We start from the raw sequence: 14,353 nt of genomic DNA on the forward strand, positions 1-14,353 counted from the left end.
TCGAAAAGGGAAGAATTACCCCGCTTTGAACGACGAAACCATTTGCTGTTGCCCATTCATTTAATCATTTAAAATGGACGTAAGGGGAACATGTTTGGAACCCATAGTACTGATGAATGTTATATTTTAGATGTTTTAGGAGGAGTAAATAATGTATATAACTGATGATGCAAAGCAATTATTGGAAAGATCAGGGGTGATAGGAATTCGTTTATATACAATTCCAAATGCCAGTGCTGGACCCCAAATTGCTTTAGCAATAGATGAGCCGCATGAATTTGACCGCATTCAAACGATAAAAGGAGTTCAAGTGGCGTTTGATCCAAGCGTAACAGGCACCGATATCTTAACATTGGATATAGAGGAAAATGAAAACGGGACGGGATTAGTTTTGACTATTCCAGGAAGTTATTCTTGATAGGAGAATGGTGACATGAGTATAACGGTGATTACACCCAAGGAATTATTTCAAAAAATGAAGGCGAACGAAAAGGTAATCCTTTTAGACGTAAGAGCTGAGGAAAAGTATCATGATTTTCATATAGATGGTCCCAAAGTCGATAGTTACAATATACATAAGGAAGAAATCTTCAATCTTGAGAAGGCTGAAAATCTGGCCAATGAGTCCTTACCAAAAGACAAAGAAATCATCGTGACATGTACAACTGGAAATTCCGCCACAAAATGTGCTAACGTTTTATCTACGCTCAACTACAATGTTACTGTTTTAGAAGGTGGCATCACGGCATGGAAGGAATATCTAAAAACGAAATAAGGGTGTACAGGCACTTCGCCAAAGGCAGAAATTTTAACCGTAAGTAAAAGTCCAATGTATGAAAAAATACCCTATAGAGTAGACCTTCAGAGATGGTCTGCCTATAGGGTTAGTGATATGGTGGCACGGAGCAAGACTCTATTTACCAAATCACGCTCTGTTTATTTATGTACAAGCTCATGCTATAATGAAGAACTTAGGATAATTGCAATTGCGCGGATTCCCAGAAAATTCTTCGTCTAGCGATAAAATAAGAGGTGTAAAAGAATGAATAAACGATGGACTATCAGTAAAATCAAAGACTTTGTTGAGAACAATTCGGATAGTAAGTTGCTAACGACGGAATACCACGGTTTTTCTCAAAAGTTATTATTTAAATGTGCCTGTGGCAGCAACTTTGAAAAAACATTTACAAAGTTTAAAAATAACAATCAACGAAAATGTGACGTGTGCCAACCGCCAAAAGCGTCACGCTAGGCACTTTTAAACCATACTTCGTTTTATTTAAATCCTCGATATGAAGGTGCAAAAATTACTTTTCATCATGCTCAAGGCCTCAGTATCGGGGGACTGACCCTTGTATGATAATTGCCTCTTTAAACATATAAAGCTAAAGGATATTGTAACCCTTTAGCTAGAAAATCAAATATACGATTGAATATCTAAATAAAATTCATATAAGAAGTAGCAAGCGAAGCCAAATAATAGAATTCCAGCAATTATAGACGTCCATTTAATCATCTGTCGATTCATAACTTTTCTTGTTACAGATACAACTGATAATAAGCAATATCGTGCAATAAGATCCCCGTTATAATACCAATTGCTGCAATAATAAAACTACCTGAATAAGAATCTGCTAATACAGCTCCAAATACAGAACCCCAAAATACTAAGTTTCCTGAAGAAACTGCTACAAGTAATCCATTACGATACGTATTACCAAGAGATTTATTTACTTTTTCACCTGCTAAAGTAAAGTCTTTGTCCGCATTTTTAATGGAATCATAGGCTAACAAGAATAAAAAGCCTGCTCCTATTATCCATAACGGCATTTGGATATAAGGAAGTGCCAATACTTCAGCAAGTCCAAAGTAGAGTGCTAATATGAGTAACACATCAATTGTCATTCCCCCAATACCTACAGCCCATCCGTGAAAAAAACCATTTTTTAAACCTTGCTTTGTCATCTCGACAGTAATTGCTCCAACAGGAAGAGCAATCGATAAACCTTTTTCACCATCTATACGCCTACGCAATGTGCTCAATATTGCATCTTTGTCCTGGCTTCGAATCGCTAATATAAAAGGAAATCCGAATTTTTCTTTGTAAGCTTGGCTATAAATTGCAAATTCATTAAATTTTTCGCGTGACAGTTTATCTAAACCAACACTATGCTGTTCATTAATGGATGCTTCAGTCATTTTCAGCTTCCCAGCTAAATCTGGATGGGTACGAATCAATCCAATTTGCTCGTCTAAATCGGAGCGTTCGACTATATGCTCACATTTTTTCATTAACATTTCCAACGAAGAAAAGGGCGTTCTTCCCATGCTTTTTCTATGATCCATGTAAAATGTTCAAATATCCACCCTAACTTGCAGACAAATGTTTGTTTATCCATATTATTAATCAGATTAATCGGATCTATAGATATTGCCATGTCACCTTACTTTCTAATGGATTGGTTTTCCAGCTTAATTACATTGTACGGTTCAAAACTGTTGGACTGCTCCCAATTCCTTACTAGTCCTGTTTGAATATATGCCGTATATTGATGAATCAGTTCGATGTAAGCGGGTTAACTCTTCTTTTTTTTGATAGGGATGCGCACTCAACTATTGGGGGTTGCTTATCCCTATGACGCGGCCTGCCAAGCGTCACTCCATTGCGAGGCGTATCATTTTCAATGATTAGGTTAAGTTCGGGATTATACTTGTTGAATTCGCAAATTATCGTGGAAAAGTCGATCAAAGCCTCTCCACAAAAGCTTGTCTCTTAGATAGTTAACTCATCATAGGCATCCTTCAAGTGCGTCTGGGACAACGCAATCGGAGCAACTAACACATAGTACGACAAAATACCTCTTCCATACCAAGGTCTTTTCAAAATCTAGAACACCTATTGGTCCTCGTTTCTTAGCCCGGGAATCTTTCTTCCATCGAATCCAATGCGCATCGTTCTACTAATCTTTTCTTTAATTAAGTTATTTTATTTTTAAGAAATCCGGTATATTCCCCGTGGAAACATTGAAATCCACTTAGCCCCATCACCCTTTACTGCTGCCACATCACCCGAACATACATGACCTAGTCCGGGAATCGTGAAATTGGGATGTATTTCATAGATTTGATTTGCCCTTACAACAGGTGATTCCGAATCAAACGATTTGTCCCGATCTGCGTTCAGATACTGTGCAGCTCCAGGATCTACGTAACTGTCACTCATAGCATGACAAGATTGGAAACGAAAAGGATCATTCATTCGCGTATATGCAATAGTCATCAATCATGGACTCCAAGACATCGCCTATGCAATGGATCGGGAGGGTTATATTGTCCTAAGTTGCCCTTCAATCCATAACTCGTTCCGTACCCCTAACCATATGAAATAATGTATATTCTTTTTGATATGACGAATTCAAAAAGCTGATCAATATAATTTAAGAATGAAGCATTCTACCAGCTAACAAAAAAAATTGCAATGACTCCTATCATAACACCTAGCCCACCAGCAGGCGACAGCGTTTCTCGATAAAGTATTGCTGATATCAAGGTTAATCCTATAATGACGCTCCCACTAACAGCTGAAAACAAATAAACGCCGGGCAGCTGCCACGATAGCCATGTAACTAACGCATTTCCTAAACCTGCGGCTAATCCCAACATAATTATTTTAAGCCATGTACTTATTTTCCAAAAATGAGTTGCCCTATCAGACACGTTCGGAACAAGTCTTTTTAATATTAGGAAACATATAGCAGCCACAAAAAAGCCTATTGAAAGAAAACCGAATACTTGATCCCCTTGCATTTTAGTCTGCTGTATTTTGGAGAATACTGGGATCAGACCATTGAACAATAATGTTAATGTCGCATAAACATACCATGAACGGGATAACCTTCCATCACTTTTTCGTTGACCATAGATCATAATTAGGTAAAAGGAAACTAGAAATAATCCAACACCTATTATTTGAACTGGGTTAAATACTTCTTTCCAAAACAAGGCACTTAAGATAACCGGCAACACCATACTTGCAGAAAAACAAAAGGCAGAGTAAGCCAGAACACCTTCAGACATAGCGAGTTCATAACAAATCATGGTGAGGGCAAAGCAAATACCAAAACCGCATGATGTCCAAAAACTCCATAAACTAAATTCAGCCCCACTAATGATCCAACAAAGTCCCAAACCACAAGCCGCAAGCATACTATAAGTCACATGAATATCAAAAGAAGCGATTTGTCTACGTTTTATTAGTTTCGAATATTCCTTAAGGATAACCGATTGAAGTATAAATAATAGTGATGCAATAAATGGAAGACTCCATATCAATAGTCATTCACCTCATCTAAAAACGTGCACTCTCAAGTTTCCAATTTAATATTTAATTTAATAGCATTAATAGCAAAATAAATGAGTAGAAGAATATGATGCCTAGCTTGATTATTTCTACATTCATTTTACAATCTTATACAACCAGCTGATCCCTCAATTCCCCTAAAATGATTTATTGTATGATTTCCTATCTTACTTCACCTTAGGCAAAGGGACCCTTTACTGTAAGGGTTAAGCTTTCCCCAAAATACAAACATCACTTTATCATCCTAAATGCAGGTGGAAATAAAGTGTCCACATCTTTCTGTTCCTTATCGTGATATGAATAATTATCTTTATATTTGTCGAAACATTTTTGGGCTTCTCGACGTAACCCATCTACATCCAATCCCGGGATACACCCATTACGCATTACAACTTTCCCATTAATAAAACAATCACGTACGTTTGAGCCAGTGGTGTTCATTATTAATGTACGAATTGGATCCTCAACAGGTATTGTCCTAAGTGAGTTTAAATCAATTACAATGATATCCGCTTTCGCGCCAGGCGAAAGTTTTCCCAGATCGTCTCGACCAATAGCCTTTGCGGCATTTGTAGTTGCGGCACGGAATAAATCAGCTTCAGTAGTTTTACGTGTAACCGTGCTTCGTGGTCCACCATATGGGTTAAAGATTTCTCCCCTCTCAAATATACGATTAAGGTTCCATGCAAAATTCAGATTTTGAATCATGTCCGCAGGGTGTGTATCCGTACCAATCGTCATATTCACACCTGCTTGCAAATAGTGACTGAAACTGTATAATGCTTGCCCACCGTGGGATTCAGCAATCGGTGTGTGAACAACAGAAGTACCTGATTGTGCCAAAAGTGTTAGTTCATTCTTTTTAGGAAAACCATTTGGAATCATAGATCCAGTAAATATTGCATGTGGAATTAAAGTTTTTTTACCAAGAAACCCAATGGATTCCAAATATTCTATTGGAGTCATATCATACTTTTCACGCAAAAATTCTACTTCCTTTGGATCTTCACAACAATGAAGACGAATTGGTACACCTGTTCGGTCACTAAAACTCTTTGTATCCAAAAGTACTTGTTCAGTTTGATTCATTAACTGGCAAGGTGATAAAAATGTTCGTATTAGGCTTTCGAAAGTATTATCAAATTTCTCAGCAAATAAAAAAGCATCTTCAACACTTTTTGATCCACGATACTGATCAATATCTCCCAAAGGATATGGAGCCATTCTGTAACTCGGACCCAAATACATTCTTATCCCCAATTCGTATGCAATGTTTGCTCCATCCGACATTTCTTCGTAAGTTTCCGCCCAAGCACGAAATCCATCACCGGCAATTGGCATTCCTGTTGTAATCCCGTTCATGATTAATTGTGCAAAAGATAATCTCTGTTTGATTTGATGCTCTTTTCTTGTAAATAAATCCGAGGTACGAAACTTTGACATATCCCTACTGAAACGTAACTTCGGGTTTCGAGGAATAGCAACATCAAGAATACCATGGTCGATATCAACCAATGCATCCAAATCAATAAACCCTGGGCTTACTATGGCGTTCCCAGCCGCAATCTCACGATCTACATTACCCTCATATGATTTACCTACGTATTCTATAGTATTACCTTCAAAAACAACCTCACCATTCTTATAAATAACATGATCATCTCCATCATGCCCTATCACATAAGCACCCGTAAGTTTGGTTTTCATTCAGTTATCTCCTCGTATAAAAATAGTATAGTCAAAGTTTTTGGAAACAGGTTATTAAGTCTAAAATGGGTAAGTTTTATAAAAAATTGCCACCTTCCCAATTCTATGAAAAATGGAGGTTACTATTCTCAAAAACATAGTATGAAAGTGACAAATTGTTGCCCCGATTAATAAACTATTTATTAATGTTTGTCATAACTCTTGGAAAATACTTCAACTAGTTCATCATGTGGAAAATATACATTTATATAATATTGTAGGTATCTTCCAAAAATAAAAAGCACGCTTATATTTGATGGAAGCACCTAAAGCTACCTTATCTGCTACGCCACCAGTTGAAAGGGGAAAATAAATTACATCATATAATGATGGAATTAGGATATTTTGCTTATTTTTAATAACACTAACGTTCCAACCAAGTTGTAACCTGTTTCCAATCCAGATTTTATCTTTATCTAACCTTCTTTAATGCTTACTTCCCATAAAAAGTAGCTTCAAGTCGTATTCTCCTAACTATATATTATGGTATAAAATAAATAGCCAATTAAAAATTTAAATAATTGTGAACTATTTCCGAATACAGAGAACCTATTACTATTACTGAATACTTAAATTTAATAGATGTCGAATTTGTAATATAGTAAAAGACCACTTCAGTTTCTACTCCTGAAGTGATCCCAAACTATTATTAGTTACCAGCCATTCTATCTCTATTTTCTTGCCATTTTTGTGTTTTGTATTCCAACACCTTGTCATATCCGACAGCTTGTGCATCTTTTTCGGCACTGTCGAGGATGCGAAGAACTTCATCTTCGCTTTTCGCATAAAGTGCTTTTGCTCTTGCTTCATCGTAAATTTCATTGATACGTTGTTCTGCCATACCTTCTTCTGTTTCTGGAAGAGGAGATAGATTTTCGAATTCAGTTGAATTCATTTGCGTCTTCCAAGTAATGCTCATTTGATGTCTTGTACCCCAGTTTTGTTGTTCTTCTGGTAACGTCTTTTCAAATGCAGCTTTGGATTTATCGACATAAACTGTGTTACCAGCCCATTGGAAGTTGATTGCTGCATCCATTAACTTGGTTAGGCCTTCAACATCTGTTACATATTTATCCGTGAATATTGGTGCTTCATCAATGCCTTCAATAGCTTGTGTTCCGTCCCAATACTTGCCTTCCGGTCCAAAGGAAATAATGCGTTGCCCTTCTGGACCTGTCATCCAATCAAGGAAAGCAAAAATAGCTTCCGGATTTTTAGCGGCTTTTGTAATAACACTTGCGTTCCAGCCAAGCTGACTCCATGTTCCTGGAGTGATATTCTCTTTGTTCAATCCCTCTTTATGGATTGGCCAAATCATTTTAAGACCCGCATCTGGATCCTGCGATTTTAATTCCGTATGGGCAGGGATTCCATTTTCTGTAGGTGAGTTATCTGCATATACAGCAAACTTACCTGTAACAATTTTTTCTTTCACTTGTTCAGCCGTTTGAGTCAATGTATCTTGAGAAATTAATCGTTCACTGAAAAGCTTATTCATGTAGACCATTGCTTCCCTAAATACAGGATCGATAAAGATAGAAGATAATTTATCGCCATTTGGTACGAATTTGTTGCTCGTGAAAAGGTTCGGATGTTCTTCTGCAAATGCAGAAAATAGAACGTCAAGTCCGCCACCTTGTCCAGCTTCAAAGGGAACAACATCTGGATATTTTTCTTTTACTTGTTTCAAATAAGCATATAGATCATCTGTTGTTTCAAGTTTAGGTGAACCAAGTTCTTTATAAATTTTTTCATTTACTACATAACCGGAGTTACCATTTGGTTGTGTAGTATACCAGTTGGGAATCGTATAAACATGGCCATCTTCAGCACGAAGTATGTTGAGAGTTGATTCTCCAACCCATTTTTTAATGTTTGGATATTTTTCAATATACTCATCTAGTGGAACGAGCATATCAGCTTCACGAAGTCTGTCCAAATCCGCATTACGATCTAACCATATTACATCTGGAAGGTCGTTTCCGACAATCATCGTGTTGAATTTTTGTGCTGCATTACCACCAGAACTGATTGGCTTAACGTTTACTTTTTTGTTTTCTTTAATCCATTTTGATGCTGCGTCTTCACCCCAGTTTGGCATTGTGTACCAGTCATAGTGACCGTACATTGTATACTCTAGCTCGTCCTCACCAAGAACGAAGCCATCGCTAGCTTTACTATCGGAATCTTTTGATCCGCCTTTATCGCCGCCACTAGCACTATCATTATCACAGCCAGCTAATATACTAAAGGCCATAAGCAAAGCAACTAGAGATAAAGATAAAAACTTCATCTTGCTCTTCATTTCTTATCCCCCTAAAAATTTATTATATATTTAAAGCTTGCACCTTAAACCAAGTTGATTACCCTTTCAACGAACCAACCAATACCCCTTTTACGAAATATTCCTGTACGTATGGGTATACACAAATGATTGGTATCGTTGCGACCATCATCGTCGCCATGGAAAGAGATTTTGTTAAAACAGATTTCAGTTTATTCATGTGAGCTGCAGCTGTAGAATCAGCTTGCGCCATTTGCTCTGTCATGATCTTGGAGCTAAGAATTTGCTGTAACATCGTTTGGATTGGAAGTAGCTTTTGATCCGAAATATAGATACTCGGAGAAAACCAGCCATTCCAGTGAAACACAGCGGTAAATAACGATAATGTTGCGATAACTGGGCCAGATAGTGGAAGGACGAATCGAAAGAACGTTCCCCAATATCCACAACCATCAATTTTTGCGGATTCTTCAGGTCCTGCAGGCAAGCCTTGGAAGAAGGTTCGGAAGATGATCATATTGCATACGCTGACTAAGCCCGGAATAATCATGACCCAAAATGTATTGAATAGCCCCAATCCTCTGATTAATAGGAAGGTAGGGATCAAACCACCACTGAAAAACATTGTGATGACACAGAAAATCATATAATAATCGCGACCAATCAATTCTTTTCTCGACATCCCGTACGCGAAAATGGCGGTAAACATAACAGCTGTCGCCGTTCCGATGACTGTACGAAGAACGGAGATTAAAAATCCATTTAGGATACGAGAATCCTGGAAAACGAATATCGACTCCCCACGATTACTTCTTTAGTGTTTCACCATATATTTGAAAGTTATAAATTGACAACGCTTACACAAAGTCAAAGAAATAGATGAAAAATGTATGCAATCCCTCCTTCCCTTTTTAGCTCTTTCGTTGAAATTGCGATATTCCTCAATGCATACTACTGTTAGCAGTTTCATAGTTTTACACTAGAAATTCCTTTCAAACTTTATCATGGAATTCAATTGTTTTTTACAAACTAGGCTACATTTTTAAAAAAATAAGTCTATCTTTGCGAGGGATGGGCTCCCATGTTTCTTAAATGCAGGATTAGTCGCTTTTCTTGCAAGAGGTGTCAAACAACATTGAATTTAGGGAAGGCTTTGTCAAAAAGTGCACATCGTTTTAACACTTTTACTGACACCTTCAGCGCCCCTGCGCATTTTTGTGGTTTGATTTCGACGAACCATTTCCTAATAAATTTTGTTCGATCCAATATTCCTCAAGACAATCAACCATTAAATCAGCTGTCACCTTTGATTGTGTACATGTCAGATCAAGATGATCATTGTTTACACCCAATATCCCACACGGGGTTAAAAATTCATTTCCAAAGCCGTGGTCAGCTGTTTGTGTATTCGCCTGCTTTTGACTTGAAAATGCCGATTTTCACCCTGTCCTTGGTATCAACAGACAATCGAACAACATTGCTTTTCCCGTGATATTCTTCATGCACCTTTTTAAGATTTCCAAAGATGTCATCCGTTTCCTTTATTAGTGTACTTTTTATCATAGTTTACATGTAACCGTAGAAAAGCGTTTAAGGACTTGACTTGGAGCCTTTGTGAGTATGAGTTGTCTTGAAAGGCGGAAGCCGTTGTTCATCTGGCAAACCAGCTATCATACCCACCCCTCCAAGTAAAATCCTACCGTTGTTTACGGTGAAAACTATAATTATTAACAATATATAATGCTTCTACAAAGATACAAATATAGTATCTTACTTACGTTAAATATGATGGGAAATCATACTACATTTAATGGCTAGTTATTTATTTGAGCGTGCCTTAAAGGGTAGTTTTAACACTAACCAAGGGCATAATTAATTTTTCTTTTTCCCTAATTCATGCAATAAGCCAAATAAATGCTCACGCGCATGTTCTAGCCTTTCATTCCTTTGATCATAATAACTAGGTTTTTCATATTCATGTGGATCTGGATAGATATTCTGTTGAATCCTTTGTTCGCATATGCGGGCCATTTTTACTAATTCAGCAACTTCCCCAATATTCAAATCTGGATGACTATCTCTCCATTCCTGGACAAAAATGTCGCAATGCATTAGTCCTTTATGATCCTCAACTTGCAAATGGAGATTTGGTTGGTGTTGATTTAATATTTTGATAATTTTTTCAAAGTCGACAATCCCCTGTCCTGGAGGCTTAACCTGCCGTACAAGTCCAGTATCTGAAAAGTATAAAATACAGTCTTTAGCATGCACTTGATGTACATATGGTGCTGTCCTTTCCGCAACTGCTACAGGATCTTCCCCACGTGCCACAACGTTAGCCGTGTCAAAAGTTACACCTATGACATCCTCTCCAACTTCTTCAATGATTCGAAGGATTTCATAGGAAGTAATTTCTTCATGTGTTTCTAGGTTGATTCTAGTTCCTGTTTCTTTGAGGACAGGGACGAGAGATTTTAAAAATTTTGTTGTTGCCATTAGTTGATCCTGCCAAGTAACATCAGTCCGAAAACGATCATAAACATGGTATCCGGAATGCATCTCTTTCCATCCCGCTGTTACTCCTACCAATTCCTTTACACCCATATGGGCAGCAGCAAATAACATTTTTTCAATTGCTAACTTGTAGTCCCCTCCACCAAGAAGCCACACATCGGGTGTTTCATTAGTATTGAAGGGATTGACTCGGCCAATGCCAAGGTCGATATACAACCCCATATCGTTGGCACAATCAATAGCGGATTTCAATTCTCCCATGTCCAACGAGGATGAAATAGAAAGGGGAGATTTATAATAAATCCCTTCAAAACCTTCAGCTTTTGCTCTTTCCAACGCTTGCTCAACGGGCACGTCTTCATTGATAAACCCGTGATGCATATCAACACCAATTTTCATGTAAATCTCCTTTCACATTTGAAATTCAAGCACAAAGTTTAATTAAACATAGGGAACATTTCACGTATTCGGTCATCACTATACTTGTTACTATAGTCAGCAATTTCAAATGGCTCTGCAAACTTCACATTTTTGGCCTTTGCTTCTCCATACCATTTTTCAAGACCTTCATACATTTCTTCAGAAACCTCAAAAAACGCTTTCCAGCCCGTTAAAAGATATTTCTTTTTACCCTCCCAATCCTTAGGGACTTGATCTAGAGTGCCATTTGCCCAAGGGGTAAATTCATAGAACTGGGATGCATGTGCATCGCAGGCCATTAATTTTTTTCCAACACACTACCGATATCAACCACAATATCCGCCTTATAATCATCTCTTTTAGAAAAATCCGGCATTAATAGAAATAGTGGCTCATGTTTAATGTACGGAACCTCAGGTACAGCATTTGGATTTGCTACAAAAGGAGCAGCATCCATTACGGCAACACCAGCATATCTATTGTCAGAATGTCGACCTGCTGGATGGAATGATATAACAATGTCAGCTTGCCATCTTCTAATTTGTCTAATTATTTCTTTTCTAACTTCTAATGTTGGTAAAAGTTCTCCATCATGTATATCAGTAATTACATCATATTCCAGTACTCCCAGGCGCTTAGCAGCCTCTTGTGCCTCTTGAACACGGCGCTCTACCAATTCACTTCCAGATTGTTCATAGTGACCGCAACAGCCATCAGTTAACGCTAAAAACTTTACCTTGTGTCCCATTTCAGCAAACAAAGCGGCTGTTCCTCCAGCATAAATATCTGGTTCATCTGCATGTGCACCTATGACAATAATATTGATTTCTTTTTTCATTGATCACTGTCCCCTTTAATGATTATTTTATTGGATCATAATAAACAAATTTTAAGAGTCAATTGACTAATAAACATAACAGGGCGTGTAGCACAAATTGTTTTTTTTAGAACAATGCCACCCTTTTACAGCACCTGTAGTTAACCTTTTTCAATATATCTTTTGCATGAATAGATAAACTATGATAACCGGTATTGCAGTAGACGCGAAGCTGCTGGCATTATTCCGTAGTCAGTACCAAATTGTGTACTTATGTTTGGAAAGTGGCACAAAAATATTGAAATACAATTTTAATCTGTTATACCCATCCATAACTGCTTCTTCTAATTCCCTGATATTTTTGCTATATAACTGGATCTATAACAAATGGTAGGCAACCAGCTTTATCAACGAATCACTAGCGCCATTACTAAAATCCGTCCCGCAACCGGATAAAACAAGTAAAGATATCGCTATCAACATGAATGTAAGCATAAAAGGTCTACGCATTTTTCTCCTATTTTAAAGCCTCTTTTTCTGGCAATACTTTTACCATGTTAAAAATTCTTATATTAATAACTCTCTTTTTCGTTATTTCGATCTTAATTCCAATTTTTTATAAGAATTAAAAACCTTACTAAATTGTTTGTCTAAAAATATTATCGATTGTTATACCCCCCTAAAATATAGAATCTATTAATAAAAAGATTGCTTTTTGAGTTTGCTTCATATTGTAAAAACATATTAATAGCATGTATACAACGGATATAAAATTTTATTCAATATTGGGTTCCAAATTGTATACAATTAAGTATATAAAAAAATCTGTTGCCATTAAATTTTACCACGTTGACTGAATATTTCAGCCAATCCCTTTGGCTTTGTAATTCTTTCATCAAAATTTAAACATCTTTCAAGTTGATGTAGATGATCCACCATCAATTTTTCAGCTAAATTTACATCACGTTTATTTATTGCTTCAAATATTTCCTTATGATCATTACAAAACATTTGATTCGAACCGTAAAATGCAATGATTACATATGTCAGAGCTACCAATTCTTCCAAATGTTGATAGAAATACTGGTTCCCAGACATTTCGGCAATTTTCATATGAAAATCCCTTGTAATATTTAAAGCTTCATAAATATTCCCTTTTTCTTGTGCATCTACTTCATCTTCTAGCATTTTTTCTAATTCTTTTAACTTGTCGTCAGATGTTTTTCCACATACCTTACGAATAATCGCTGCTTCCAATACCCTACGCATTTCAAAGATATCCTTCGCCTCTTGAATTGTGGGGCATGAAACAAAAGTTCCTTTGTATGGTACCACATTAACCAACTTTTCTGTGGCAAGTCTACGAAGGACATTACGAACTGGCGTCCTACTAACCCCAAAAGTATCAGCAAGAACATCTTCTACCAGTTGTACATTTGGTCTTAACTTCTGCTGAATTATCGCTTGTTTAATTTCCAAGTAAATATGTTCTTCATTTGGTTTACACACAAAACATTACTCCAGTCTTAACATTTATACGTTAATATTCGTGATGCTATTTTCATTAAAAGTAAAAGATTATCATTCCTCCAATTCCTGGGTTAAATTTGTTAGTATCAAAATAACACAGATTTTTCAAAACTGCAAGTAACTTTGAAATTATCAAATTATTAGGCCGGCGGTGTAACAAAGGAAGTAAAAGTTGGATTCAGCTGGACTACATTCTTTTTCGGGTTCTTCCCTGCACTTTTCCGTGGTGACTTAAAATGGGCAGCAATCATGTTTATTATTTCTGCCGCAGTCGGTACATTTACATTAGGATTTGGTGCGTGGATACCTGGGATTGTTTTCTCCTTTGTCTACAATAAAATCTACATTAAAGAATTGATCGAAAAAGGCTACCAACCAGCTAACGACGAATCAAGAAATCTATTGGAAAGCAATCAAATCATTTCAAGAACTGCATAATTCAACAGGCTAGCCAAAGGGAGCAGATAGCGTCCCTTAATGGATAGCCTTTTTTTATCGAATCTCCTAAAAAATGCGTAGCTCCCTTAACGAAAAAAATAAACGCCGTAAAAAAGTTAATGGGTTCCCTTTTGAGGTGCCAAAAGTAAAAAAACAGGTTAAATAACTGACTAAAACCATTTAAACCCTCGAAATGGGAATGGGATTTAGTTAAAACGTATTATTCATTGCTGATTTTCGTGTA

Annotated in this window: 11 protein-coding genes and 4 pseudogenes; 4 read left to right on the plus strand and 11 right to left on the minus strand. The window is 36.9% G+C overall.

What is annotated here, in order from left to right; all coding sequences use genetic code 11:
- The first annotated feature begins 151 nt into the window (after positions 1-151).
- The 3 genes from NQ185_RS16830 (at position 152) to NQ185_RS16840 (ending at position 1,252) form a co-directional block, all read left to right on the plus strand.
- A complete protein-coding gene (locus NQ185_RS16830) occupies positions 152-418 on the plus strand; it encodes an adhesin (RefSeq protein WP_257583182.1) in 267 nt (88 codons plus the stop codon).
- A gap of 15 nt (positions 419-433) precedes the next feature.
- Entirely contained in the window at positions 434-775 is a 342-nt protein-coding gene (locus NQ185_RS16835) for a rhodanese-like domain-containing protein (RefSeq protein ID WP_257583183.1), read from the plus strand.
- Between the two features lie 267 nt (positions 776-1,042).
- Positions 1,043-1,252, plus strand: coding sequence for a hypothetical protein (locus NQ185_RS16840; protein ID WP_257583184.1), 210 nt, complete (start codon positions 1,043-1,045; stop codon positions 1,250-1,252).
- 165 nt (positions 1,253-1,417) lie between these two features.
- On the opposite strand, the pseudogene NQ185_RS16845 reads toward NQ185_RS16840, so the two are convergent.
- The 11 genes and pseudogenes from NQ185_RS16845 to NQ185_RS16895 form a co-directional block, all read right to left on the minus strand.
- Positions 1,418-1,965: pseudogene (locus NQ185_RS16845) on the minus strand (LysE family transporter).
- A 54-nt stretch (positions 1,966-2,019) separates the two neighbouring features.
- Positions 2,020-2,346: pseudogene (uraD, locus tag NQ185_RS16850) on the minus strand (2-oxo-4-hydroxy-4-carboxy-5-ureidoimidazoline decarboxylase); the annotation flags it as partial.
- A gap of 646 nt (positions 2,347-2,992) precedes the next feature.
- Positions 2,993-3,280, minus strand: a complete 288-nt coding sequence (locus NQ185_RS16855; protein WP_257583186.1) for a hypothetical protein — start codon at positions 3,278-3,280, stop codon at positions 2,993-2,995.
- Between the two features lie 173 nt (positions 3,281-3,453).
- A complete protein-coding gene (locus NQ185_RS16860; RefSeq protein WP_257583187.1) occupies positions 3,454-4,332 on the minus strand; it encodes a DMT family transporter in 879 nt (292 codons plus the stop codon).
- A gap of 259 nt (positions 4,333-4,591) precedes the next feature.
- Positions 4,592-6,067, minus strand: a complete 1,476-nt coding sequence (locus NQ185_RS16865) for a chlorohydrolase family protein (RefSeq protein WP_257583188.1) — start codon at positions 6,065-6,067, stop codon at positions 4,592-4,594.
- 688 nt (positions 6,068-6,755) lie between these two features.
- Complete coding sequence (locus NQ185_RS16870; RefSeq protein WP_257583189.1) at positions 6,756-8,411, minus strand: extracellular solute-binding protein; 1,656 nt, start codon at positions 8,409-8,411, stop codon at positions 6,756-6,758.
- 58 nt (positions 8,412-8,469) lie between these two features.
- A pseudogene (locus NQ185_RS16875) lies at positions 8,470-9,177 on the minus strand (carbohydrate ABC transporter permease); the annotation flags it as partial.
- Positions 9,178-10,262: 1,085 nt separating this feature from the next.
- The gene (locus NQ185_RS16880; RefSeq protein WP_257583190.1) at positions 10,263-11,303 is read right to left on the minus strand and encodes a sugar phosphate isomerase/epimerase family protein; all 1,041 of its coding nucleotides are present in this window, start codon (positions 11,301-11,303) and stop codon (positions 10,263-10,265) included.
- Between the two features lie 38 nt (positions 11,304-11,341).
- Entirely contained in the window at positions 11,342-11,623 is a 282-nt protein-coding gene (locus tag NQ185_RS16885; RefSeq protein WP_257583191.1) for a hypothetical protein, read from the minus strand.
- The gene (locus NQ185_RS16890; protein WP_257583192.1) at positions 11,623-12,162 is read right to left on the minus strand and encodes a PIG-L deacetylase family protein; all 540 of its coding nucleotides are present in this window, start codon (positions 12,160-12,162) and stop codon (positions 11,623-11,625) included. Before NQ185_RS16890 ends, NQ185_RS16885 begins: the two co-directional genes overlap by 1 nt.
- Positions 12,163-12,975: 813 nt before the next feature.
- Entirely contained in the window at positions 12,976-13,650 is a 675-nt protein-coding gene (locus tag NQ185_RS16895; protein WP_257583193.1) for a GntR family transcriptional regulator, read from the minus strand.
- A gap of 171 nt (positions 13,651-13,821) precedes the next feature.
- Between NQ185_RS16895 and NQ185_RS16900 the strand changes: the two are divergent.
- Positions 13,822-14,109 (plus strand): annotated as a pseudogene (locus tag NQ185_RS16900) (DUF2628 domain-containing protein); the annotation flags it as partial.
- Positions 14,110-14,353: the final 244 nt, after the last annotated feature.

The organism is Lederbergia panacisoli, from assembly GCF_024626525.1.
GTDB classification, from domain to species: domain Bacteria; phylum Bacillota; class Bacilli; order Bacillales; family Bacillaceae_C; genus Lederbergia; species Lederbergia panacisoli.